Origin of the sequence: Paenibacillus sp. DS2015, from assembly GCF_050433705.1 — a bacterium.
GTDB lineage: Bacteria > Bacillota > Bacilli > Paenibacillales > Paenibacillaceae > Paenibacillus_AQ.
The window spans coordinates 1-24,270 of the sequence record NZ_JBNPWS010000005.1 but is presented as its reverse complement, the minus strand read 5'-3'; the positions used below and the strand labels follow the sequence as shown (position 1 = coordinate 24,270).

Here is a 24,270-nt window from a genome sequence, read left to right as displayed (position 1 = left end):
GCGGTGTCACTATAACGATGAAAAAACAACGTATAGGCAGAAGAAGACGTCGATTCTATAAAAAGGATGCTCCTGTAGTTACTTTGGCTTCTATTTCGGTTATTTTGCTTTTTGTATGGGGGGGATTATATTGGAATGAATCCTCAGAGAAAGCATTAAGCGCGGATGCCAATGTGCAGCAGCAAGATCAACAAGCATTGTATGACGAAGAGGGATTTCCAACAGCGGATTCAGCGGATAGTGAAGAATTAACAGGGTTAGATACACTGGGAAACAACCCATCCACAGCGTTAGATGAGAGTGGAACAACGGATTCTACTGATTCTATGGTGACATCGAATGGCGAACGGGAGGGCAATCATTCAGAACTACTGCCATCTACAGATGATATTGACTCCATGGAAACATCGGTGGGGAAATCGAATACGCAAAGTGCTGATAAATCAGTCGTACAGAGTCCAACGAAATCAGTCACACAGAGCTCTGGGAAGTCAGATGAACAGAGTTCAACGAAATTGGATACAGCAAGCCCAACGAAGTCAGAGGAGGCACAAGGTCCAACGACATCGGACACACCAAGCCCGACGAGGTCGGATGTACAGAGCCCCTCGACAAGCACAAATCAGGTTGAAGTTGTAGTCAATCAAGCCGAGAAATATGAACAAGAAATATTACAGGTTCAAGCAAAATGTACCAAGGATATGAATGTGGTATTAAGTGCGGCAGAGAAGAGTTTCAAGCAACTCGATATGAGAGATCCCGTTACCGTTCAAGAATGGAAAGAAAAACTAACGAAGGAGAGCCTAACTGCCGAATCCGCATGTGAAAGCGCCTTTCAAGTGCAAATTCGGGGTGCGGAGAATGACTCTGTGTCTGCAAACGTTATTGAAGAGTGGACGGATTCATACCAGACTTTAAGAATGAGGCTCAAGGAGGAGTCGGAAGCGAAGCTACAACAATTACTCGGAGGGTAGGTCATTCATCTTTTGGCAAAGGACGATCTCGGAGTACCCGTTCTAGTAATGTACGAATCAATTCGAGATCGTCCTGATCCAAAGGAACACCATCCCAATGAAGTTGCTCATAATTTAAATATTCTTTCGCATTATGATTTAGTTCCTCATGTGGCTCAGGGTAATCAGTAAGCCCCAGAAGATAATCCGTAGACGTGCGCAGCTTGCGAGAGATCAATTGAATGGATTCTAGCGTCGGCTGGCGGTATCCTGATTCATATCCCGCGTACGTACTCTTGGCAACTCCAACGTAATCAGCTACTTCTTGCATGGTCAACTTCCTCTTTTTGCGCAGCTGTTTTAGTCTCTTTGCGAACATCTTCTGACCCCCTTTCAACGATACCTTTATCATTTTCCGTTAAGTGAGATCTGACTGAATTCACTTCTAGTAAATGCAACCATAATTATAGCATGTTCCTCCATTGGATGTACAAAGGAACACTAAGGAAATATAGTGACATAATTGTAACTAATATATCTATTATAAGGCTTATCAGAGATCAAGTAGTATTATAATTTAACATTTAATGGATTGATAGGTAATATGGTATTATTTTATAAATAATTAGAAAAAATAATCAAAAGTACTTCTAAGGATGTAATAAAGTCCATAGGCCGAAAACGAATAGGATCACTCCGGAGAGTCGATTGACGATTTGTAGCATCGAAGAATTCAATTTTTTGATCCGTATAAGCGTTATCGTTCCTACCAATGAAACCCACCATAATAAGGAACCTACGAATACACCTGTAACAAGTAGAGGCATACCCAGAACATCTACATCGGAGAGAGTTACGCTAGTGGCTGTGAAAATACCAAGGAAGAATAGAATCGTCATCGGGTTAGAGAGCGTTAACAGGAATGTTGTGAGGTAGGAGCTGAGCATGCTTTGTTTGGTAGGAGTAACTCCTGTCACCACAGATTGTAGAAACATTGTTCTCACTCCTAGATAACAAATAAACAAACCACCCACCCATTGAAAGAGAGAGGAATAATCGATCAGGAAACTAGATATCGAGGTTAATCCTAATCCTGCTAATAATCCGTAGATGGCATCGGCTGAGGCTGCTCCGAGTCCAGCTGATAGACCCGCTACGGGTCCATTATTCAGCGTCTTTTTTATACATATCATACAGATCGGACCTACTGGAGCCGCGATGGATAACCCCAATACCAGGCCTTTAATAATCCATTCTAAGTACATAAGATGAGCCCCTTTATTACTGAATCTCCTTCATCGTAGACAGACTAAAGACAGTATTTGATTTAATGACACCCTGATTTTTCTTTAAAATGTGGGTGATGAAGTGCTCTAATTCACTTATGTCAGGTACGGCTACTTTTAATAGATAATCGTATTCACCTGAGGTATGGTGACATTCTAGAACATATTCAGAATCGATAATCATCTGACGAAATAAATCTATATTCACAGATTCACTGAGTATAACAAAGATATAAACCACACAAGACTGACCGAGTAAATTCCGGTTTATTTTGACTGTGAATTGATCGATGATCCCTTTCTCCTCTAGTTTTCTGATTCTTTCAGACACAGCAGGGACCGATAAGTGAACGTTTCTACCAATCTCAGAACTTGTCATCCGACTGTTCAATGTAAGTAAATTAAGAATCTCCCTGTCCATGGCGTCCATACTCATTCGAATCTCACCTCGATGTATTTTAAGTTTAATTATATATTCACCATAAATATTTTCAATATATTTACAAATTAACTACGATTTTAATGTTAGTATTGAGTTTTGGATTATAATTTAAGGTTATTTATGGGCAGAAGACGTATAGCTTTAAAATACCATCTTGAAATAATCCAAATCCCGAAATAGAACTAACGAAGAATGCCCATATCAAATTGTGGGTAAGCCTATCTTCGATTCTAATGGTGAAAATACAAATAAAGCAGTCATTCCTCATCAGAGGATGGCTGCTTTACTTTTATTAGTGTGATTGTATTTGTGGCTTAAAGGAAGGTTCACTCTGCCGAGGAGCATCCTTTTGTACTCTTATACGAGTTATTGTAATTCCCCAAGTAACGATGGAAATGAGTAAGAGGTTAATTATAAGCCCAGTAACAGAACCCCTACTATAGATTAGAGTCGTGAATCCTTGAACACCGTTGGAAGCAGGGAGAAAGTTCCCAATGTATCGGTAAAAAGGAGCCAACATGGCGACTGGAATAATGTTACCCGCTGTCATTAATTGAAAAGGTACCATAGCTATATTAAATAAAGGTCCTGCGTTACCAAATAGAGCGAAGCTCATTTGAGTGAAACAGATGCACGCCAAGGTCACAACGATATGGAAGAACCACATTTGCCAGAATGAGCTTGCAACATCAGTGAATAAGGATGCTACACCGATAACAAGAAGGGGGACTACGATCGAAATAGCAAGTAACAATAACTGTTTGCTCCAGAAAATCTGCCACTTCGTATGATTCCTCTTCATGATCTGCGAACTAATATTAAATTGGATATTCATGGTCATCGCTGCGATGTAGGTGATAAAACCAAGGATCATGGGGAGCATAGATGTAGCGAAATCATTTACATTATGGGTTTGGATGATGTCAGCCTGCACAGTGCCTGGTATTCCCATCTTGGATGTTATGTCAACGGCGATACCCTCCACCATGGACGTCGCAAGCTGTGAATTCCCCTGATTGATATAAAAGGTGAGTTTAGCATTGCTGTTATTGGTGATATTTTGCGTGAGGTTATTCGGAATTACGATCACCATGGTGTAGTTACCTGCATCCATTTGGGACTGAGCCTCTTGGGAGGAGTCCATAATATCCGTGTGAAATGGAGCATGATTCTGAATTTGTTCTTGGATAACTTGACCTTGTTTCCCATCCTCATTCACGATAGCGACATTTAACTGGTCGATTCTCTCTGTGGCATGATGGTAGCCAGTCATCCAGACTACAATGAAAAATATAGGGATAAAAATAGCGAATACCAGTCCGATTCTAGTCTGTGTAATCTTCATCAGGTTCTTCAAACTATGTAGTATATTCAATGTGAAATTCTCTCCTAGTCTCTTATCCAACTATAAATAGATGCACATGCAACTATATATCTAAAAAAATTTACTGCGATACATTTCTATGGATCTTATCCATGGCTCGGATAAATATCTCGATCTCATTCTCATCGAAATCCTTGAAAGCCTGCTCTTGTATTAATACCAATTCAGGATTCAGAAGCTCGATTAACTCGCGCCCTTTGGGTGTTAAGTATAACAATACGGCTCGACGGTCATTGGGATCTGTGGTCCGATTCACCAGTTTCTTTACGGTTAATTTATCTAGTATTTTTCCTACCGTTGTCTGGTCTCTTTCCGTTAGCTTGGCCCGTCTTTTCTGTGAAATGCCATCCGACTTATTCAATTCTCTAATTACTCCATATTGCTCAGGGGTAATCTCATAACTTTTCATCGTACGAGCGTTTGTCCGTTTAAAGGCTAAATAAGTTCGTGACAGAATAAAACCTAACGGATTTTCAGCATCTAAGGGCATGATGTATCTCCTTCCCAATAATAGTTGCACTACATATAAATGCATGTGAAACTTTATTTTAAATGAGATATTGAGATGTTGTAAATTCATTATTTTGATAGCGAATCTTTTGGTAGATAATATGATAGAATGATGGACTGGAACGATTATTCACAGAATTTACCTCAGATGGAGCTGTTGTAATAAATGATAAGAATCAATAAATATATTAGTGAAACGGGCTATTGTTCTAGACGTGAGACGGATCGCTTAATCGCTGCTAGTAGAATTAGTATTAATGATGTTATATGTGAGCCGGGTGCTCATGTTGGCCTAGGTGACTTGGTGCTTATAGATGGTCAACCCATCCCGAATAAAGAGGAATCCGTCTATATCGTACTCAATAAACCGATAGGCGTTACGTGTACAGCAGCACCACATGTGGCGGGTAATATCATTGAGTTCGTCAACCATCCTTCGCGGATTTTTGCTGTAGGGAGATTGGATAAAGCTTCGGAGGGATTGATATTACTAACCAACGATGGGGATATCGTCAATAAAATGATGCGTTCAGAGTATGGTCATGAGAAAGAGTATGTGGTGTCCGTAGATAAATCGATTACAGATGCATTTCTATATAGCATGTCCAATGGCGTGGATATTCTCGGCGTAACAACCAAACCTTGTGATATGTTCCGAGTGAATGAATATGAGTTCCGGATTATTCTGACACAAGGGCTGAACCTTCAAATTCGTAGAATGTGTAAGGCACTGGGATACCGAGTACTCAAGCTCGAACGGATTCGAATTATGAATATTACGATTCACGGGATTGAACAGGGGCAATGGCGAGATCTCACACTTGAAGAGTTAGAGGTACTTGAATCTCAGTTGCACTAGAATGGATTAAATAGATTCTGTAGTTGTGAATTCGCTAGTGTCATGGGAATGAAGTGCATTGAAGTATGAAGTTGTCATGGTGGATATCGGACCTGAGGTCGGATACGACCACCAGAGAAAATCTGTTTGGCTCAGCCTCTAGTACTACAACTTCGACAAAGGTGAGTAAGATTGAATTAAAGATTACAGTCAATGATACGGAATGTCCATATTACAATATTGCTTTTTTTGATAGTCTAATTTCATTAGGCTTTGGTCATCCTTTTGTAACAAAGGCTTGTGCTTGAAGGTTCTGAAAGGAATACGCTAAGAGATCGTCAGGGAATTGACGTAACAGTCCTTAACTAGTAAATAAAGTTAGGGACTGTTTCTGTGTCTGTATATTTTCAGAACCACTTACAATACTTGACATATATAATAAGCGGATTATAATAAAGTTAACAAATTAGTTAAATTAACAATAGTGTATATTTATTTGCTGTGTATAATTATGATTTTTTGGAGGAAAATAATGTTGATATTCAATGATCAGGGATTATTAGCTGCACAAGACTACCCTATGACATTAGATGAGATACGTACTTCCTTGCTTGTAACAGGTCCGAAAGATGGATCTCCATGGGATATGGATAAAAGAATGACATTAGTAAACAACTTGGAGGTATTGGTTAATCAGCTTTGGAGAGTGGGTATTTTGGACATTTTTATAGATGGCTCGTTTGTTGAAGACAAAGCGAGCCCCGGTGATATTGATGGTTATTTTGTAGCAGATGTTAGAACCTTGCCCGACATTGTAAGAGAGCTTAACTCTATTGACCCATATAAAATTTGGAGTTGGAAAGAACGTATATATGACCGTAACTCTGCAAAGTCGCAGCTACCCATGTGGCATCGATATAAAGTCGAACTTTATCCGCACGTTGGTCAATCATCAGGAATCCTTGATGAACATGGCTTAGAACAGATGTTTCCTGCGGCATTTAGAAAAACACGAGATTCATTTGAACCAAAAGGAATTGTGAAAATCATTAAGTAGAGGAGTTGAGTGAGTTGATAAAAAACGAAGCAGCTTATCAAAAAGCACAGGAAAAATTGAAACAAGATAAGGATTTTATTGCGAAAGAAAAGTTGCGCTTTAAAGAAATGGGTCTAAATGATGAGCAGATTGATATGGCAATTGAACCGCTCATATCATTTCATGAACAATTAAATGAAGAAGTTGAGTATTATGAAAGAATAAAAAGAGGTTCGTTTAATCCAATTCACAAATTTACAGACATAGGAAAGAGCCTCATCGCATTTAGAATATATATCAATATGTCTCAATCTGAGCTAGCGAGAAAACTAGAAGTATCGGATGCACAGGTTTCCCGAGATGAGCGGAACGAGTATTATGGAGCCACTGCAGAGAAAATTGAAGCTGTTATGAGTGCAATGGGGATGAAGGCAACGATAAATATTGAGGTCGCTACAGGGTAACGGGTGTCTTTTGAATCGTCGATGATCCAACTTGTATTATTCTATCCTCCAGGTGAATTGACAACAGACACTTCATTCTCTATACTGGTTTTAATCTAATACACGGTATACGTTGAAGGAATAAGTAGCAAGCTGTCACTGTTATTCAGAAAGCTAGGGGTTGATGTGACCTAGCACAAACAGTCTTGTGAATTACACTCTGGAGTATCTTAAGTAACACTAAGCGGACTAGCCAACGATAATATGGCTAAGAGTGGTATGAATAGTTGTCGTTGCGCTATTGATGCAATTTGGGTGGTAACACGGTTATTCAATCGTCCCTATGTCTATTGTAGACATAGGGGCGATTTTTGCGTTATGGCGTTATGTTCCATTTAGGGGAAGAATCAAAGACTTACACAATAGAATTAAGGGAGCTGGATGATCATGAGTAACATGAATATTATTGATGAACTAGAATGGCGCGATGCGATTAACCAACAGACCGATGCAGAAGGATTACGTCAATTAGTTAGTGAGAAGAAGATTGCTCTGTACTGTGGAGTAGATCCAACCGGAGATAGCATGCACATTGGACATTTGATTCCATTCATGATGATGAAACGATTTCAAGCTTTTGGACATCTACCCGTTATCCTAATTGGTGGAGCGACAGGAACCATTGGGGACCCTAGTGGACGTGCAGACGAACGTCAATTACAGACATTAGAGCAAGTACAAGATAATGTGAACGCACTTACGGCGCAGATGAAGAAGCTATTCGATACGGATAGTGATGCTCAACTAAAAATGGTAAACAACTATGACTGGACTCATTCCTTAAATGTTATCGACTTCTTACGTGACTATGGAAAGAACTTCAGCATTAATGCGATGTTGGCCAAAGATGTGGTATCCAGTCGTCTAGATAGTGGGATTTCCTTTACTGAATTCACTTACCAAATTCTCCAGTCCATGGACTTCCATCATCTGTATACAGAAGAAGGTGTTCAATTACAGATTGGTGGATCGGATCAATGGGGTAACATTACGAGTGGTCTAGATTTGATTCGCAAAAAAGAAGGACCAGAGGCGAAGGCATTCGGATTAACGATTCCATTAATGTTGAAATCCGATGGCACGAAGTTTGGTAAATCTGCAGGTGGCGCGATATGGCTAGATCCTGCGAAGACATCACCTTATGAATTCTACCAATTCTGGTTGAATCAAGATGACCGTGATGTGGTTAAATACCTGAAATACTTCACGTTCTTAAACAAAGAAGAGATTACTGAATTAGAGAATAAGGTTACGACAGACCCAGGTAAACGTGAAGCACAAAAAATACTTGCGGAAGAGATGACCCGATTCGTACATGATGAAGAAGCTTTAGCACAAGCCATGAAAATCTCGCAAGCTTTATTCAGTGGAGATGTTAAATCATTAACAGCAGATGAAATCGAGCAAGGATTTAAAGAAATGCCTACGTTCGAAGCGACCAAAGAAACCAAAAATATTGTGGACTGGTTAGTAGATCTAGGGATCGAACCTTCTAAGCGTCAGGCAAGAGAAGATATTAATAATGGAGCGATTACCATGAATGGTGAAAAAGTTGAGGATGTTAACACGGAAGTGAGCGCTGACCAATCATTCGATGGTCGCTTTATCATTATTCGTAAAGGTAAAAAGAAATATAGCCTAATTAGATTAGTGGATTAAAAGTATATTCACATTATATTTCTTACAAAAAACCGGGGAACCCATTTAAATGAGTTCCTTGGTTTTTTTCATTTATTACATGGTCGAGCCATAAGATCTACTTGTATAAGATTTATATCATAATTATTGAGTCGAAACATCTAATAATAGCCATATATTTGTCGATATATAGAATTGAGGGATATCTTTGGTATTGCTTCCAACACCATCATGAGGAACTATAATAAATGGAAGAGAACATACATTTGGACGGAGGATGGGATGAATATGGGACGTTTAGAAGAAATTATTTGGAACAGAAACAGACTGTTTACCCCTATATTATTAATAGCACTTATAGCGGGATTTGGGTTGGCCTTCATGCATCCATTCTTGTGGGGGAGTAATATAGTGATCTTCATTCTTTATGGTTGGATCAAGTACGCTAATCTTAAGAAGAAACAGATTCATGTCATACCATGGGTGATTACGATTCTTCTATCCATTTTTGTTGTATATATTAACATGGATGCTCTAAAAGTGATGATGAGTATTTTTGCTGGTTCTATTCTCATGATATATCCTAGAACACGTTACTATATATTTATTATGGCTGTTTCATTGGCGGCTTCTATTGCTACATTGTCCTTTTCTTCTTTAGCTAAAGAAGATTGGACGGCCAATATGGGTGACATGATTTTACTCGCCGTTGTAGCAACTTTGCTCTACCTTGTCTCTAGAATGAATCGCACATTATTTGCAAAAAGCGAAGAGCATAGAGAAAAGGTAGAAAGTTCGCGTACACAAGTGGAGGCTTTACTTCATCGGGTGAAAGATGCATCAGCAGGTATTAATGAATTCACAGAGATGCTAAAAAAGAAGATCATGGATACAGGTACTATAACAAAGGAAGTTACGCTTAGTTTCGATGAAGTCAGCAAGGGGATTGATTTTCAGGCTACTAGTATCTCAGACATATCAGAATCCTTGTCTGTATCCAATGGTAATATTCAAGAAGTAGCATTACACTCGAAGGAAATGAAGATTCTATCTTCGGATACCGCGGATATGACAGAACAAGGTAGCCGAAGAATGGATGAGTTAAACGTTCAAATGACTTCACTATATGAAATGATGAATACGACCTCCGAAGAAATGCAAGTATTTAATCGCCACAATCAAAAGATGTCTGAAATTCTAGCTACTATTGCAGATATCTCTAGGCAGACCAATTTACTAGCTTTAAATGCAGCAATCGAAGCTGCACGAGCAGGGGAGCAAGGCAAAGGCTTCGCAGTTGTTTCTGGAGAAGTAAGAAAACTTGCGGAGCGTTCGGCAGAATCGGTAGGAACAATATTTGAAATTTTAGCAAAGCTAATAGATCAATCAGAAGTTCTCTCGAAACAATTCGAACTAGCTAAACAGTCACTTGGAGAGGGTAGAGCTTCTGTTCATGAAGCTGAGGGAGTATTCCATTCCATTAACGAGAATACGAAAAAGGTACTGTATCAGGCTGACGATATCGAACAAAGAACGTTAAGTATTCAGGATTTCTCACGAAAAATTGTGAATGAGATTACTGAGATTTCAGGAGTAACGGAACAATCAAGCGCTGCTTCCGAACAGATTCTCGCTAGTATGGAGGAGCAACGTTCAATTACAGGCCTAATGACTGACAGCTTTAAGGAGCTGGAACAGCTTATTGTAGATTTGAATGAACTAGTATCTGAGCAGAATGTGCTTGACGAGTCAGCTGTATAATATCCTAATTAGATTAGTGGATTAGGCAGAGATAATAGACCGTAGCAAATGTAGACTTTATTGAGGGAACCCCTCTGGATCTCGTCAGTGAATACAAGCAAGGAGTAGCCCTTAACTAGGAAGTATAGTTAGGACTGCTCCTCTTTTTATTATATTTAACCGAACGTTAAGGATGTTCATTGTATGGAAATGGAACTATCTATATAGCTGATTACAGTGACCGGAATCAGAAAAAAATGTGCGGCAAGATAGATAGATGACATGCAGTTGTCAACTTAAGTGTTATATGCTAATTGTAAAAGGTTAAGGAGAGATCAGCCATGAGTAAAAAAATTGAATATAGAAAAGATTATAAGGACATTTACCTGCCCCAAACGACACCCGTTATTATTGATGTGCTTAAGATGCCATTTATCATGATTAGGGGTACAGGTGATCCAAACGGTGAGGAGTTTGCTCGGGCGACAGAAGCATTATATAGTTTAAGTTATGCGGTTAAAATGTCTTATAAAAGTGATGAGGTACCTGTCGGTTACTATGAATATACAGTGTTTCCACTAGAGGGAATTTGGGACTTAGTGGATAAGTCCAAGCCGGCAACAGACAAAAGTAACTTGAAATATACAATTATGATACGCCAACCAGACTTTCTGACAGATGAATTATATATTAAATTTGTAGAGCAGACTACAAGGAAAAAGCCAAACCCATACCTTGAGCATTTAACATTTGGTGAAATAACGGATGGCTTATGTTGCCAAGTGATGCATATAGGAAGTTTTGAGGACGAACCAGAAAGCTTTGCGAAGATGGAAGCATTTTGCAAGGAACAAGGATACATACGTTCTGTTAAGACTCACCGGGAAATATATCTATCCGACCCACGGAAGACTGAAATGTTGAAATTGAAAACTGTTTTGAGATTCTCTATAAAAGAGCTTTAGGAAAGTAGTTTATTTAGCAATTCAGGTCAAGAATTACTTTTCCTTTTGAATTAGGCTATATACAGGAGGTGAGAAAATGAAACAGGCTGAAATCGTCATGGCGGTGCAAAAAATGCAGGAATATATTGATGCCCATATATATGAAGAGATTACACTCAAGCAGCTCTCAACTGTAGCAGGATATTCTTCGTGGCATTCATCCAGGATTTTTAAAGATATCATTGGAAGAACACCTTTTGATTATATACGTGCTTTAAGACTGTCCAAAGCTGCTCTGGTTCTACGTGATAAGGAATACAAAGTCATAGATGTTGCATTAGATTATGTGTTCGACTCTCACGAAGGGTTCACCCGTGCTTTTTCCAAAGAGTTTGGCTTATCGCCCAAAAAATATAGTCAAAACACACCACCCATTCAACTTTTTATGCCTGAAAGAGTTTTCGATACCTACCGGTCTATTCATAAAGGAGAAGTGAATATGAGTGAGACAAAGGTTACCAAAACAGTATTTGTACAAATTATTGAACGGCCTGCCAGAAAGGTTCTTCTTAAGAGAGGAATCGAGGCAACTGAGTATTTTGCATATTGTGAAGAAGTGGGCTGCGATGTATGGTCTATGCTTACTAGTGTTAAAGAAGCCTTGTATGAACCTATTGGAATGTGGTTACCCCAGCACCTAATCACAAAGGGAACTTCCCAATACGTGCAAGGAGTGGAGATACCCCTAGATTACAACAATGCTGTTCCTAATGGATACGATCTTGTTGAGTTGCCCCCATGCAAGATGATGATTTTCCAAGGGGAGCCGTATAACGACGATGACTTTAAGGATGAAATCGGAGAAGTCTGGAGGCATATTGAGAAATTTGACCCTACGATTTATGGATATCACTGGGCACCTGAAGTTGCACCGAGATTTCAGCTTGCTCCGATGGGGTATAGAGGGTACATTGAGGCGCGGCCTGTTGTTGCAGTGAATTAACTTGGCTGATATAGCCGTAGGCTGGATGGGACCCAAAGAAAAAATATCAAAAGCGCATCTGGCTAGATCCAGCAAGACATCACCTTATGAATTCTACTGTTATGATAAGCAGCAGTTTGAAATATTTCTAGTTCGCCATCCTTATCAAAAATCATTGCTTGAATAGACCGAGGAATCCGTTAAACGGGTCCTCGGTTTTTCTGTAAGATAAGAGACCAACAAATCTTAAACAAATTTACTTGCAACTTCATGAATCTTATCTCGCAACTCACTAATGTCGGATATATTAGATAAGGTAACCGTAGTTTTCTGTTCATCGTTAAATTGGATATATTTATTGCTGCTGTTAAATCCTAAACGACAGATCCATTTGCGGATACTGTTATCGATTAGTATGTTGAAGTAGCTCAAATTATCTCGATAACTGATTCTTTCAGCATCAATGATATCTCTAAGTAGTATTTTAATAGTTACATAACCTTCTAATTCTTCTTCAGTAGTCACAATTTCAGCTTCTGGTGCTAATTCTTTAGAGATTGCAACTTCACTTTCTGTCTCTATGGTTACACTGTCATTATTACTTAGAGCGGCTTTGATTTTGTCATTCATCATATCATTAACGAATTCCTTGAGGGATTTCTTCACGATGAGGTTAAACTTTTCGATAACCTGTTTTGTTTTTTTGCCAGTATAAACATCGGACAATATGAAGGATACGAAATCATCGGTGGGATTGTCCCATTGAGATTTGAGGAAGTTTTTAATTTCATTAGTATATTTAAGTTCTGAAGCCGTCGTAATAATATCCTCAATGTTGAAGTTTTCTTTTCTAAATTTATAGAGTTCGATTAACTGGTTGTCACGGATATCTAAAAGATTAAATTCGAAGAATGGCACGGTATCCATTTTGTTCTGTTCTTCTAAATCTGTATAAAAACGATAGGTTAATCCGTTGGTAAGTATAGCGAATTTAGCCTTTGTAGTTCCGAAATATCTGAATAATTGCGAATCATGTTTTGTTAACTTCTCTTGAATTGACTTTGCTTCTACTAGGATCATAGGTTCGCCACTTTTCATAATGGCATAATCGACTTTCTCTCCCTTTTTGATTCCTACATCTGCAGTGAATTCAGGCAGAAACTCTTCGGGATTAAAGACATCATAATTTAAAAGTTGGAAAAATGGCATAATAACAGAGGTCTTAGTAGCTTCTTCAGTTAAAATGCTATCTTTTAATTTTAGTACTCTATTAGCAAAAGTCTTTACTTGTTCCGGAAAATTCTCCAAATTAGACACCTCTTTTGGTTATTTTTACCTATATTAGTCATACTATCATATTAGGTCTCAAGTAGGTAATTTATTATTGGAATTCGCTAATGTAAATGATATATGTGAGGTCACTAACGTTACTGATACCAACAGAATGATGGTTGTTTGTTGTATACTAGAAGAAAGGCTAGAGTGAAGTGGCAAGGGTTCGTTCATTGTATTCTGATTTCTCTCAAGCAATAATAGATGCAAGGTTGAGGTGAAGGTATGTTTATTGAATGTACGAAGAAACTATCTGACGCAATGAAAATAAAGACAAATGATATTGTACCGATCAAGAGGGAACCATTCTATGAATGGCATGCCAATTTATTTATGTTTGATAGACGAAAAGGCGTTATTCTCATGAATAATCAGACACGATACTGCATTGTGTTATATGGATTAAAGGCAGAGCATTTCAAAAAGTTCGAAGATATTGTCCTGAATGCTATAAAAGAAACGTTCATTGCGGAAGGTTTCCTAGAGAATAAAGTAGATCGTTATTTGGCCCATTGTGGGGAAGTTATTTATACCAAGACACATGATAGAAGTATTATAAGTCAAATAACTGAATTTTATATTTCTATATCCTGGAATATCGAAGATTACATACCCAGTGATCAGCTGAATTTAGTTGAACTTAACAGATGGGTAGGTCATGAGTTAATGTGTGGATCACTTGGCTATGTACACCCAATAGAATTGTTGACAAAGGAAATGAATAAGATAGAGGAATAAGATAGAGCCCTATTTTAATAGATAAGGATGGAACCCATGAATCTGAATAACTTTGAAGATCATATCGACAAAATTATAATTGCACGTGGCTATGACTATTACGAGAATGACTATGTAGTATCAGTGGCTGGAAATGAAGATCATGGTTATGAAGCGAAAGTGGAAGGCACTGAGCTCTACACTGTTAAAGTTAAGCTTGATCATGAAGCGAACATCACGAGGACCTATTGCGATTGTCCATACGATATGGGTGAATATTGCAAACACGAGATAGCGGTATTTCTTGCTTTGCGCGATATGCATCATGGTAATGATTCAGAGGCAATCATTAAATCTCCAGTGTCCAAGATAAGAAAAGTCCCTAATATTGAAAAAATACTCTCTGACATGACTAAACAAGAGCTTGTTCGATTTCTGCTAGATATTGCATTGGAGTACGAAGAAATTAAACAGCGTATTGAACTAAATTTCAATGATGAAGATGATGAGGATGTCATGGCTAACGCTATTGAACTTATTCAGACTTCTATAAGGAATAATGCGGATAGATATGGATTTGTAACCTATAGAGATACCGATGCAGCTGTCAAAGGAGCTGATATGGTGCTAGATAAGGCCCGGTCTTCTTTTGCACAGAATAACAATATGTTTGCTGTAGAACTTGTTCTATGTGTAACACAAGAAATGATAGATTTGCTTCAAAGAGCAGATGATTCAAATGGCGTAATTGGAGGAGTAATCGAAGAAAGCTTTTCTGTGATTAGTGAGATCATAGACGATGAAGAATTAACTTCAGTTGATAAAGAAAGCATCTTCGGGAAGCTACTTGAAGAATCTACCCATATACGATATGAAGGCTGGATTGACTGGAAGCTGGACCTTCTGAAGAAGTGTGCTGAGCTTGCGTATACTTCAAATTTAAGGGATAGATTAGAACAATATTTACTTTCAGTGATACAAGATAAAGAAGGAGATTCATGGAGTGTCAATTACTTAGCCGAAAAGGTAAATCTGATCAGATACCACATGATCGAGGAATATGACGGTCAGTCAAAGGCGCAGGAATTTATAGAACAAAACCTCCAATACTCCAACTTTAGGGAATTAGCAATAGAGATTGCACTGGACAATAAGGAGTATGACAACGTAATTAAGCTTACTCTCGAGGGTGAAGAGAAAGATAAGAGTTGGGCTGGACTTATAGATCAATGGAAGAAATATCGATATATTGCATTTCAGCGCTCAGGGAAGCTTGATGATCAGCGTGGAATGGCAATAGAGTTCATACTAGGCGGAAGCATGGACTACTACAGCGAATTGAAGAACACATATGATACAACCGTGTGGCCCTCTGTTTACCCCAAGATCATATTTCTGTTGGAAGACGAGAAGAGAACATTTCAAGACATCTATCCCCGTATTCTAATAGAGGAAGGGGAAAAGCAAAAACTTCTTGAGCATGTGAAAGGGAGACCCTCTTCAGTAGAAATTCTATATAAGCATCTTCTCCCTGAATTTAAGGAAGAGATTTACACTGTATTTCAGCAACATATAGAGCAGACTGCTGCACATGCGGGCAACAGGAAAGATTATCAACGGGTATGTGCCATCATCCGTAATCTAAAAAAGGCTGGGGGAAAAGAGCAGGCACTGGAAATCATACAGAGACTGTATAACCAGTATGCAAATAGACCGGCATTCAGGGATGAATTAAGTAGAGTATGATTTGACAAGCTATGAATAAACCGAGCAATCCACTATAGGGGTTGCTCGGTTTATTTATGTTGTTTTCTCATTCCGGAATGTCATCTCTTGAAAGGTTTTCTCCCCCCCTTGTCGAATCATGACTAAGAGACGTATCACCCAACTCCAGTTACTCTAGATTTGCCGTGGTTGAGTGTGATCACAGAATGCTGTAGGATGACCATGGTCATCTGTACACCAGGATTGAGATAAGAATGCTAAGAAAATACCAACCCAATGATCTTCGAATTGGATGAGTAATCCACCATCTTGATAAGATCCATTATCCCCCTTCCAGCGCCCGTCATTCCCTTGGTTCATGTGAACGTTGTGCATGCCATTTCCTACTTTGAATCCAAATATTTTATCGCGTTTTCCTTCAGGACCCCATCTAGAGCCGTATACGTATAGAATCGCTTCATCATCAATAGCTTTCTGAATATACTTGTGTATTAGATCATTAAGATCATTATCCGGTCCGGTAATATCATGTGGTAAGGGTTGCATGGCTGAAGATTCGAACAATTGGCTACGGATATAATCCAGAGCAATGTCTCGATTGTTCTCGGTAATGGGAGTATAGCCTAAATTCATTTCAGGTAAGGTTGTGATAGCTGAAGCATTGAAATTCTCATCGACTAAATAGAGTACTTCCGATTGTGTAGAGCTTGACCTGACGTTCACTGAAATTCTGTAGTGCGTGTCATGATCGTCGAGAACTTCAATTTGGAAATGGGGATCTTGATCATCACGTTCCTCTTTGTAAGCAACAACTTTACATTTTAATACACCGAATCTTTTAACTGACATGATTACAGCACCTCCCCTAATTTGTGTTACAAGTATAGCGGATGGACTTTATTCTGGCGGGCAGACTCTGTGTATTGGCGGAGCTTACGATCCAGCGGATGATAGATAGTCGAAGTGTTGACCTTAGTATAGACTGTTATCGTATTTTGGGAAATATTAACGTAAATCCTGTCGCCCCTATTTCAATGCTCTCTCTTTAATGGGACTTTATTGAAGGGAATCCGGCTTCAATAGATAATTTATATATGCATCTTAATTTGTTTATGAATATTTGTAGGGTATAATTATATTGGAGATAACATACTATCTGTGCTAGTGAATGAGCAAAGAAAAATCCCGGAAATATTGGAGGGTTCAGAGTGAATATCTATCATGGTAGTGATGTTGTTGTAGAAAAACCAGAAATTTTTCAAAGCAGCCGTTTGCTTGATTTTGGAACAGGCTTTTATACCACAAGTAATAAAGAACAAGCGGTGCGCTGGGCAGAAAAGGTCAGTGCAAGAAATAATACAAAACAAAAAATATTGTCGGTATATAACTTTCATATAGAAAAAGCAAAAAGGGAACTTATAATAAACCAATTTACATCTGCCGATGAAAATTGGTTGAATTTTATTACCGCAAATAGAAGAGGAAAAGAAATTTCGGAAAAATATGATATTGTAATCGGTCCTGTCGCGGATGATAATGTATATTTGACAGTGAAACTCTTTGAAACTGGAGTGTTGGATAAGGACGAGTCCTTAAAACGATTAAAAGTAGAAAAACTGTATAATCAGATACTATTTCATACTGAAAAGGGATTGAAGCATTGCAAATTTGACCATTACGAAGTATTGGGAGGAGAAGGCAATGGATAAAAGCAAATTTGATGCAGTGTATCCAATCATATGTTCTGATCTTGTAGCAAAAATTGAAGTGGAATTAAATGTATCTGATAACGATGCTATTACAGAACTGTATTCATCCCGGCTTTATGAAATACTGGAGCAAGAGAATACAAAGATTTGGCAATACAGCACAGAAAAACTATTTGAACTGTTCTTGGAAGAAAAAAAAAGCGGTAAAATAAGCTTTCCGCAGGTGTGAGGTGATAACTAATGGATAGAACCATTAATTTTACTGTATTTTGTCTTGAAAGTTACAAGCAAGCGCATCAATTGACAGGTAAAAATGCACTCAAAGTTTTTACTGACAACAAGGTATTTGAATATATCAAATCTTGTTATGATGTTCTTCATTCAACGGGACAGGGCTATATTGTAGAAGATATTGATTTGTTCATTAATTCAAGAAAACAGTGATCTTAAATAGGAGAAGCTTGTACTAGAAGCGGTTAATAGTATCATCCTTTCTTTGTTCGCTATCCTTATCAGAGATCTATGCTTAAATAAACCGAGGAGTCCCTTAATCAGGGGTTTCTCGGTTTATTTGTGCCTTCGTTCTATTGACCAAGTAGAAGATATAGTTAGTAAAGGAGGTTATACAGCCTATCTACAATCCTCTTGATTTTTTCTGCAACAATCCAATCACGTCAAGTTTCCACCATAGAAAGGTAGGTAAGATAGCAACAACTATAATGGTCAATCCTCCACCTGGAATATATGTGTTTGTTTTTTCTAAAGAAGAATACAATCCCACAACCAAGACAAATGTACCCACGGAAAGTAATCCATTAATCAAGAAGATGCTTCACTTTGAAACCGAATATCTGCTGATCCATTTCAGGGTTAAACCAATGAATATAATGAGAATAGCATATATCAAAACAGAAATAATTCCGTTGTGAAGTAAAATTGAAATAAGAAGCGAAAATATCAATAAGAAAAGTAACGAATATTGTATGCATCTCTTAATAAAACCTGCAGATTTCTCTGTGATGACCCTATCTTCCGAGATATCATGTAAAGATTGCACACTGCTGATGTTATCTTTCCCAAGACGTATACGAGGCGGGGGTATCTTTTCCACTAATGCGATCACATTTATACTCCACCACAACAAAACCGGTAACATACTTATACAAAAAATAATCAATCCTTCTTCAATACTTGTAGTAGTCCTCCCTAAGACGCTAATACAGATTTTTGATAAAATAAGAAAAGAAGTCAATGTGAGCATACCATTTATAAAATACATGCCCGCATATGAAACGGGAAATAAACTGATCCACTTTAAGTGCAGTACGAGTGCAGCAATCAACAAGAATAACCATACCAACCCTTTAAATGAATCGAATAATAAGTCTACCCAAAAAAGCATTAATAGGAATAGTATTATATATTGAACTATTTTTAAGAATCTTACCATAATAAGACCCTCTTCCTTTTATCTGCGCAGTTGGTATCTATCTCTCATTATTGAATCGTTAAGATTCTAAATCATCCATTCGAAACAATACCTATTTTAATAAACACATACTGTAATGAACGATCGCCTGAAATGATATGAAAGATCGGCGTAACTTGACGAAGCTTATGATGTTCAATATAATCCAATAAAATCTGCCTCTTGAATGGGCATAAAAATTTCGGAATCCGCATTAGATATTGATACACTAGTCTAATATATAGCCTAATATAGTCTGAAATTCGTTGAAAAATGCGATGAAACCTATAAGTTCTACATAAATAATACATGTAAGTAAGTTCTTATTATAGCTAAAATAAACTATTAAGGATATATAGTTAAATTATGGTATAATATTTTCGATTATATGAAGTAACTATTCTGCAATAGATAATAATGAGTAAAGTGAGCAGAATTCAGCCTTTTACGAAGAAAATTATTTTTGGAAATGCATGTTGGGTGGAATTATCTATGCGAGTTCAGGGTTATTTACAATCAACAATTTATCAATTTATCATACAGATGCAAGAGCACGGGATATATTGGTATTTAAATATTCCTAATTAATATTTGCGAGTTCTATCATATTATGGAGGTGTAATGTGAAGCAGGCGGTAGATCTGGATCGAATACTAGGGCTATCCAATGATTTGGGGAGATTTCGAGACAGGAGTCTGGATGAATTGACCCGGATCCTTGATGTAATGACAACGATGGTTCACGATGTAATGCAGGATTACTCAAAGTATGATAATGTGCGAAGTGCTACCGTTGAAGTTGAACAGATTATTGGAGAAATCAAGAACCTGATGCAATCTATTCATGTACAGGTGAGTATGAAAGTAGAAACATTAAAGCAGGTCACAAAGGCATACGTCGAACAGGAACTAGAGCTGGGGAGAAAAATACAGGCGGAAGCAATTAAAGTTGAGCAATTCTCGACTCTAAAGATTATTGCTGATAACCCGAACGGAAAATTCTTACTTACAGGTCAAAGCAAAGTAGATAAAGAGTCTAAACGGGGAGACGAAGTACATACAGATAATTTGAACGCCTTAGTAGCCCAATTTATGGTTGACCAAGGTTATTCATCTGAGGATATTAGCAAGGATATAGATATTGGAGAATTCCAAAAGTATATTTTGAGTCAAGGCTACGACCCTATATCTTTTCAATATATTCCCCCCCAAGAACGCTCAATTGCGTATAGTAAATATAACGAGAGTTTAATAGAAGTTGAATTATCTGTTGAACAGTTAAAAGAGGCAATGTCAGGAATGGCGGATTTTATGAGGTGGGAGGAGATAAAGAACCAGGTCCATGCAGATAATCTTGGCGCATTGATCGAACAATATAATTCCTATAAAAGTAATGCAGAAGATAGAATTACCGTAAATGATGTATTACGTAATGCGTTATTTAACGAAAAGGATCGGAATTTTATCGCATTTGCCATCGAGAGAGGCTACAATCCAGAAACCTTTGAATACTTAGAACTATGGGAGAGATCAGCAGTCTATAAGCAGTATGATTCAATCATGACAGATCTAGCCATCATTCAACAGCGGTTGGCACGAAATCAAAGTGATGCGCAAAATCGAGCGAATAGAGAGCTTGCAGAAGTATTGAATGAGTATAACCGGACAGCAACTAGAGAAGATATCGAGAAAATGCAGCAGTATTTGAAAGGAATGAACATCTACCATGGGGAGATCACAGGGGAGTACAATCAAGAATTCCTCATTGCTGTTGCGGGATATCAGTATATTGCCAATACAGTAAGTACCATGGCTGAGTATAGGCGAATGACGGACGACGGATATAAGTTCGAAGTCGATGGCAAGATCACAGCGGAACTACTGGCTTTAGCCTATGCAGAAAACGGCTTAGGAACAAAAAATAATCCGAATTTGAACACCAGCAGTGGTAGTGTGATTACAGCAGTCACGATGGTGGGGGTTGGGGACGGAATCGTCAGTCAATTGCTGGAAGACGGAAAGGATATCGTTGAGTATGGCTTAAACCATAACATGAGTAACCTAAAGTACTGGACAGAAACGATACCTGGATATTTCGATGTAGGTAAGGCGATAGCGAATGGTGAAATTACCTTGAAAGAGATTAGAGAAATCATTGGTGAAGGATTAGCTGAGGAATTTGTCGTTCCTTTTCAGAAAATAATAGAGCTGCAGCACAAAGTACTCAACGGCAAAGCGAGCTATGAAGAGAGCGTTACATATGGCAAGTCAGTAGTGAAAGCAGGAATGGCCTTAACGCTAGTAGAAGGAGCGTTAAAGTCGAGCGTGAAGGTATCTGCAAAGATAACAAAACAACTTAAAGAAATTCTCCCCAGACTGGGACAAAAGATGACTATACCGAGCATGATAACTCCTGAAGGATTTAAGATGCCCAGCCCCGAATGGGATAAGGGTATAGGAGAAGTTAAAACTCCCCAACCCAACAAACCACTAGAGAAATCAGCTGAGGGGACGGATAAAAAGACAGGGAAATTAGAACTATCAGATATCACAGAAGAGATAATGGCGACAAAGCCCAAGTACGCTAGAATTCCAGAAAGATGGTATGCTAAAGGTGGGCATATTTCTATTGATGAAAAAGGAGTCTGGACGTACACTAACAAAAGTGGAATATCGATAAGTTATCCAAATGGATTCCCGGATTTTTCTAAATATTATCACCCTAATGTAAAACCAGTAAAAATTGAATATGCACAACCTAAAAATTATCCAAAAGACTATGAGGCGGCAAACACAGAGGCAGGGCTTAGTAAATCATCTAATCCATCTGTGCCAGAAAAAGATAAGCCTCCAGAAGGATACACTTGGCATCATTATGAGGATGGAAAGACAATGGTACTAGTTGAAAAAGATATACATGACGAATTTAAACACATGGGCGGACAGTCCATTGTAAATGGAACTGGAGGAGATTAAATTGGAGATACAAGGAAACAATGAAGTTTTAACAGAATCTAGACTTCAAGACTTTGAAAGAATAATCGGAGTTCAACTTCCCCAACAATATCGAGAATTTTTATTGAAATACAATGGGGGTTATCCTAGACCATATTACTTTACTATTTCTAAAGAGCAAGGCATTGGTATGGTAAATATTTTCTATGGTATTGGTGAAATGTATGACAATTTAGACAAGAAAATTGATATATTTGACGATATAATGGATATAGGCTTTATTCCAATTGCAGATGATTCGGGTGGAAATCAAATTTGTTTAGGTCTTACTGAAAAGCATTTTGGAAATGTTTATTTTTGGATTCATGATGAAGACCCAGAAGATATGAGTAATATGTACTTCCTTACTAAGGATTTTGAGGAATTTTTAGAGAAACTATACGATGAGACGGAAAAATAATTAGATTATTATCCTTCGATGCATTGTAATAAAAGTGTTTTTTTGTGTGGGCTACCCAGTGCCGATTGAACCCATCATTCAACCAATAGCACACTTAACCCATGTAATGCCGCTACAAGATTTCTTGATTTCCTTTGTACGCACGTAAATGCTTGAATAGTATAACCTAATTAACGCTAAAGCGTTACATATAACAGGTCGATTATGGTTAGATACCACCATGATTAACCTGTTTTTGTTATGTTCGCATTCTTGCGGTTTATTCAAAATTACTCGCAACTGTAGATTACCCTGTAGCGATAGTGAGGGAGAGAAAGACAGAATCGCACCTTTTCAAGATGGATAGAGCGACAACTATAGTAAGAGTGGTAAAAAGAAAGATTACTTTATCAGCAATTTAACTGACCCTTGCAACGATGACTACGGTGTACGAAAGCAATCTGGTGACGACCAGTCAACATAAAACAGGTAAGGATACGTTTTGGCTAGCTGCCTTGCCCTCTAATATAGTCCGAAATTCGTTAAAAAATTTCGGTTAGGGGCTGAACATGGAAGGGGTTTAAGTATCATTTACATGTAAGAGATCGTGGGCATTACCTACACATCTCCTATCAACTTACCTTTGTTCCTAAGTCAAGAAAGAATACGCTAAGAATTGAGTGCCATCCAGATTCAGGGGATTCAATAAGACCAGATTCATTCGAAATATGAAATTGATGGTAAAAAATTTGAAAAATTAATCGATAATAAAGCAGGGGATGATGATATTGGAAAAAATAATAAATGAATTGTACCGTGAAATAGCTGAAACAGTAAATGAAATGATCCCAGAAGAATGGGCAATGTTTTCATTTTATGCACAAATTTCAGATGATGGTGGTGGAACTTATTTTTATTATAGTCCTTCTCAGGAACTTGAAAATTACAAATACAGTCTTGACATACTAGATAATTTTCACTTAGACGAAAAAGAATTTAAAGTAAAAAAAAGGAAATTGTATAGTTTAGCGAAGAAGATGCGAGAGGTCTTTAAAGATAATGAACAGGAATTATGGTATTCATTTACTCTAACCTTAGAACGTACGGGCAAACTTAAAGTGAATTTTGATTATACTGATTGGTTCAAAACCGATTATAGTATTAGTGATCAATTAATGATCTGGGAGTACAAGTATTTAAAGGTAATGCCGAATGATGAAATAGGGCAACAGTTAATAAATAGATACTTGGAAGAATACCCGAATAATCCAATCTGAGTTAGTAATCTATTGTGAACATCAATTGTAAAATACCTAATATCAGCAGTTGAAAATTCCCCACAAATAGCCGACATACTCTCCGAGGGGAGAGAAATATATGGTCAAGAATGGGGAGTTTTTTGTGGTCAAGGACATGCAAGCGAAGGGTATGTATGTCACACATATTGCTAAAGAATTAGGAAGAGATCCAAAGACGATACGGAAATGGTTGGAGCAAGATGAACCTCAGCGGTATCAACGTACAAACAAAAGAATTGGCAAGCTAGATGCATATAAAAGCTATGTTCGTCAGCGGATGGAAGATGGTTGTCTAAACGCAGTGGTCATATACGACGAGATCAAGGCAAAAGGATACATCGGAAGCATTACCACCCTTCGTTACTTTATGAG

Annotated in this window: 25 protein-coding genes, 1 pseudogene and 1 other annotated feature; of the genes and pseudogenes, 18 read left to right on the top strand and 8 right to left on the bottom strand. The window is 37.9% G+C overall.

Annotation, left to right across the window (positions count from 1 at the left end):
- Window positions 1-17 precede the first annotated feature (17 nt).
- A complete protein-coding gene (locus tag J2T13_RS06540; RefSeq protein WP_429369504.1) occupies window positions 18-974 on the top strand; it encodes a hypothetical protein in 957 nt (318 codons plus the stop codon).
- A 1-nt stretch (window position 975) separates the two neighbouring features.
- On the opposite strand, the gene J2T13_RS06535 is transcribed toward J2T13_RS06540, so the two are convergent.
- From J2T13_RS06535 to J2T13_RS06515, 5 genes are all read right to left on the bottom strand, one after another.
- Entirely contained in the window at window positions 976-1,332 is a 357-nt protein-coding gene (locus tag J2T13_RS06535; protein WP_429369502.1) for a helix-turn-helix domain-containing protein, read from the bottom strand.
- A 271-nt stretch (window positions 1,333-1,603) separates the two neighbouring features.
- Window positions 1,604-2,218, bottom strand: a complete 615-nt coding sequence (locus J2T13_RS06530; RefSeq protein WP_429369500.1) for a LysE family translocator — start codon at window positions 2,216-2,218, stop codon at window positions 1,604-1,606.
- A 16-nt stretch (window positions 2,219-2,234) separates the two neighbouring features.
- Window positions 2,235-2,675: an Lrp/AsnC family transcriptional regulator gene (locus J2T13_RS06525; RefSeq protein ID WP_429369498.1), complete on the bottom strand. Its 441-nt coding sequence runs from the start codon at window positions 2,673-2,675 to the stop codon at window positions 2,235-2,237.
- 298 nt (window positions 2,676-2,973) lie between these two features.
- Complete coding sequence (locus J2T13_RS06520) at window positions 2,974-4,056, bottom strand: YhgE/Pip domain-containing protein (protein WP_429369496.1); 1,083 nt, start codon at window positions 4,054-4,056, stop codon at window positions 2,974-2,976.
- Between the two features lie 70 nt (window positions 4,057-4,126).
- Window positions 4,127-4,555 carry a MarR family winged helix-turn-helix transcriptional regulator gene (locus J2T13_RS06515; protein ID WP_429369494.1) on the bottom strand — a complete coding sequence of 143 codons (429 nt, stop codon included), beginning with the start codon at window positions 4,553-4,555 and terminating at the stop codon, window positions 4,127-4,129.
- A 189-nt stretch (window positions 4,556-4,744) separates the two neighbouring features.
- On the opposite strand from J2T13_RS06515, the gene J2T13_RS06510 reads away from it, so the two are divergent.
- From J2T13_RS06510 to J2T13_RS06475, 8 genes are all read left to right on the top strand, one after another.
- The gene (locus tag J2T13_RS06510) at window positions 4,745-5,434 is read left to right on the top strand and encodes a pseudouridine synthase (RefSeq protein ID WP_429369801.1); all 690 of its coding nucleotides are present in this window, start codon (window positions 4,745-4,747) and stop codon (window positions 5,432-5,434) included.
- A gap of 511 nt (window positions 5,435-5,945) precedes the next feature.
- Window positions 5,946-6,470, top strand: a complete 525-nt coding sequence (locus J2T13_RS06505) for a DUF6932 family protein (protein WP_429369492.1) — start codon at window positions 5,946-5,948, stop codon at window positions 6,468-6,470.
- A gap of 14 nt (window positions 6,471-6,484) precedes the next feature.
- Window positions 6,485-6,913: a transcriptional regulator gene (locus J2T13_RS06500; RefSeq protein ID WP_429369490.1), complete on the top strand. Its 429-nt coding sequence runs from the start codon at window positions 6,485-6,487 to the stop codon at window positions 6,911-6,913.
- A gap of 103 nt (window positions 6,914-7,016) precedes the next feature.
- Window positions 7,017-7,238, top strand: a binding site (T-box leader).
- Between the two features lie 110 nt (window positions 7,239-7,348).
- Window positions 7,349-8,611, top strand: a complete 1,263-nt coding sequence (tyrS, locus tag J2T13_RS06495) for a tyrosine--tRNA ligase (RefSeq protein ID WP_429369800.1) — start codon at window positions 7,349-7,351, stop codon at window positions 8,609-8,611.
- 261 nt (window positions 8,612-8,872) lie between these two features.
- A complete protein-coding gene (locus J2T13_RS06490) occupies window positions 8,873-10,351 on the top strand; it encodes a methyl-accepting chemotaxis protein (protein ID WP_429369488.1) in 1,479 nt (492 codons plus the stop codon).
- A 320-nt stretch (window positions 10,352-10,671) separates the two neighbouring features.
- The gene (locus J2T13_RS06485) at window positions 10,672-11,295 is read left to right on the top strand and encodes a GyrI-like domain-containing protein (RefSeq protein ID WP_429369486.1); all 624 of its coding nucleotides are present in this window, start codon (window positions 10,672-10,674) and stop codon (window positions 11,293-11,295) included.
- A gap of 76 nt (window positions 11,296-11,371) precedes the next feature.
- Entirely contained in the window at window positions 11,372-12,277 is a 906-nt protein-coding gene (locus J2T13_RS06480) for a helix-turn-helix domain-containing protein (RefSeq protein ID WP_429369484.1), read from the top strand.
- A 1-nt stretch (window position 12,278) separates the two neighbouring features.
- Complete coding sequence (locus J2T13_RS06475; protein ID WP_429369482.1) at window positions 12,279-12,443, top strand: hypothetical protein; 165 nt, start codon at window positions 12,279-12,281, stop codon at window positions 12,441-12,443.
- A 59-nt stretch (window positions 12,444-12,502) separates the two neighbouring features.
- On the opposite strand, the gene J2T13_RS06470 is transcribed toward J2T13_RS06475, so the two are convergent.
- Window positions 12,503-13,564, bottom strand: coding sequence for a type I restriction endonuclease (locus J2T13_RS06470; RefSeq protein WP_429369480.1), 1,062 nt, complete (start codon window positions 13,562-13,564; stop codon window positions 12,503-12,505).
- 249 nt (window positions 13,565-13,813) lie between these two features.
- Here J2T13_RS06470 and J2T13_RS06465 point away from each other — a divergent pair, with 249 nt between their 5' ends.
- Both J2T13_RS06465 and J2T13_RS06460 read left to right on the top strand, forming a co-directional pair.
- The gene (locus J2T13_RS06465; RefSeq protein ID WP_429369478.1) at window positions 13,814-14,326 is read left to right on the top strand and encodes a DUF6933 domain-containing protein; all 513 of its coding nucleotides are present in this window, start codon (window positions 13,814-13,816) and stop codon (window positions 14,324-14,326) included.
- A gap of 36 nt (window positions 14,327-14,362) precedes the next feature.
- Window positions 14,363-16,051 carry an SWIM zinc finger family protein gene (locus J2T13_RS06460; RefSeq protein ID WP_429369476.1) on the top strand — a complete coding sequence of 563 codons (1,689 nt, stop codon included), beginning with the start codon at window positions 14,363-14,365 and terminating at the stop codon, window positions 16,049-16,051.
- 153 nt (window positions 16,052-16,204) lie between these two features.
- On the opposite strand, the gene J2T13_RS06455 is transcribed toward J2T13_RS06460, so the two are convergent.
- Complete coding sequence (locus J2T13_RS06455; RefSeq protein WP_429369474.1) at window positions 16,205-16,879, bottom strand: DUF2278 family protein; 675 nt, start codon at window positions 16,877-16,879, stop codon at window positions 16,205-16,207.
- Between the two features lie 359 nt (window positions 16,880-17,238).
- On the opposite strand from J2T13_RS06455, the gene J2T13_RS06450 reads away from it, so the two are divergent.
- Genes J2T13_RS06450 through J2T13_RS06440 form a run of 3 tightly spaced genes read left to right on the top strand, consistent with a single transcriptional unit; the run spans window position 17,239 to window position 18,183 of the window.
- Window positions 17,239-17,739: a DUF3990 domain-containing protein gene (locus J2T13_RS06450; protein WP_429369472.1), complete on the top strand. Its 501-nt coding sequence runs from the start codon at window positions 17,239-17,241 to the stop codon at window positions 17,737-17,739.
- Complete coding sequence (locus J2T13_RS06445) at window positions 17,732-17,968, top strand: hypothetical protein (RefSeq protein ID WP_429369470.1); 237 nt, start codon at window positions 17,732-17,734, stop codon at window positions 17,966-17,968. The genes J2T13_RS06450 and J2T13_RS06445 overlap by 8 nt, the downstream gene beginning before the upstream one ends.
- An 11-nt stretch (window positions 17,969-17,979) precedes the next feature.
- Window positions 17,980-18,183: a DUF3791 domain-containing protein gene (locus J2T13_RS06440; protein WP_429369468.1), complete on the top strand. Its 204-nt coding sequence runs from the start codon at window positions 17,980-17,982 to the stop codon at window positions 18,181-18,183.
- A 190-nt stretch (window positions 18,184-18,373) separates the two neighbouring features.
- Here the strand turns inward: J2T13_RS06440 and J2T13_RS06435 are convergent, their stop codons facing one another.
- A complete protein-coding gene (locus J2T13_RS06435; RefSeq protein ID WP_429369466.1) occupies window positions 18,374-18,562 on the bottom strand; it encodes a hypothetical protein in 189 nt (62 codons plus the stop codon).
- Window positions 18,563-19,830: 1,268 nt separating this feature from the next.
- Here J2T13_RS06435 and J2T13_RS06430 point away from each other — a divergent pair.
- The 4 genes and pseudogenes from J2T13_RS06430 to J2T13_RS06415 form a co-directional block, all read left to right on the top strand.
- Complete coding sequence (locus J2T13_RS06430) at window positions 19,831-22,182, top strand: HNH endonuclease (protein WP_429369464.1); 2,352 nt, start codon at window positions 19,831-19,833, stop codon at window positions 22,180-22,182.
- Window position 22,183: 1 nt separating this feature from the next.
- Window positions 22,184-22,621, top strand: a complete 438-nt coding sequence (locus J2T13_RS06425; RefSeq protein ID WP_429369462.1) for an SMI1/KNR4 family protein — start codon at window positions 22,184-22,186, stop codon at window positions 22,619-22,621.
- A gap of 767 nt (window positions 22,622-23,388) precedes the next feature.
- On the top strand, window positions 23,389-23,877 hold the full coding sequence (locus J2T13_RS06420) for an antitoxin YezG family protein (RefSeq protein WP_429369460.1): 489 nt from the start codon (window positions 23,389-23,391) through the stop codon (window positions 23,875-23,877).
- Between the two features lie 100 nt (window positions 23,878-23,977).
- Window positions 23,978-24,270 (top strand): annotated as a pseudogene (locus J2T13_RS06415) (IS21 family transposase); the annotation flags it as partial.

Bases quoted from the DNA above. Each gene is read 5' to 3' on its own strand.
- J2T13_RS06540 (WP_429369504.1), top strand. From the start codon at position 18: ATGAAAAAACAACGTATAGGCAGAAGAAGACGTCGATTCTATAAAAAG.
- J2T13_RS06535 (WP_429369502.1), bottom strand. From the start codon at position 1,332: ATGTTCGCAAAGAGACTAAAACAGCTGCGCAAAAAGAGGAAGTTGACC.
- J2T13_RS06530 (WP_429369500.1), bottom strand. From the start codon at position 2,218: ATGTACTTAGAATGGATTATTAAAGGCCTGGTATTGGGGTTATCCATC.
- J2T13_RS06525 (WP_429369498.1), bottom strand. From the start codon at position 2,675: ATGAGTATGGACGCCATGGACAGGGAGATTCTTAATTTACTTACATTG.
- J2T13_RS06515 (WP_429369494.1), bottom strand. From the start codon at position 4,555: ATGCCCTTAGATGCTGAAAATCCGTTAGGTTTTATTCTGTCACGAACT.
- J2T13_RS06505 (WP_429369492.1), top strand. From the start codon at position 5,946: ATGTTGATATTCAATGATCAGGGATTATTAGCTGCACAAGACTACCCT.
- tyrS (WP_429369800.1), top strand. From the start codon at position 7,349: ATGAATATTATTGATGAACTAGAATGGCGCGATGCGATTAACCAACAG.
- J2T13_RS06490 (WP_429369488.1), top strand. From the start codon at position 8,873: ATGAATATGGGACGTTTAGAAGAAATTATTTGGAACAGAAACAGACTG.
- J2T13_RS06485 (WP_429369486.1), top strand. From the start codon at position 10,672: ATGAGTAAAAAAATTGAATATAGAAAAGATTATAAGGACATTTACCTG.
- J2T13_RS06480 (WP_429369484.1), top strand. From the start codon at position 11,372: ATGAAACAGGCTGAAATCGTCATGGCGGTGCAAAAAATGCAGGAATAT.
- J2T13_RS06465 (WP_429369478.1), top strand. From the start codon at position 13,814: ATGTTTATTGAATGTACGAAGAAACTATCTGACGCAATGAAAATAAAG.
- J2T13_RS06460 (WP_429369476.1), top strand. From the start codon at position 14,363: ATGAATCTGAATAACTTTGAAGATCATATCGACAAAATTATAATTGCA.
- J2T13_RS06455 (WP_429369474.1), bottom strand. From the start codon at position 16,879: ATGTCAGTTAAAAGATTCGGTGTATTAAAATGTAAAGTTGTTGCTTAC.
- J2T13_RS06445 (WP_429369470.1), top strand. From the start codon at position 17,732: ATGGATAAAAGCAAATTTGATGCAGTGTATCCAATCATATGTTCTGAT.
- J2T13_RS06440 (WP_429369468.1), top strand. From the start codon at position 17,980: ATGGATAGAACCATTAATTTTACTGTATTTTGTCTTGAAAGTTACAAG.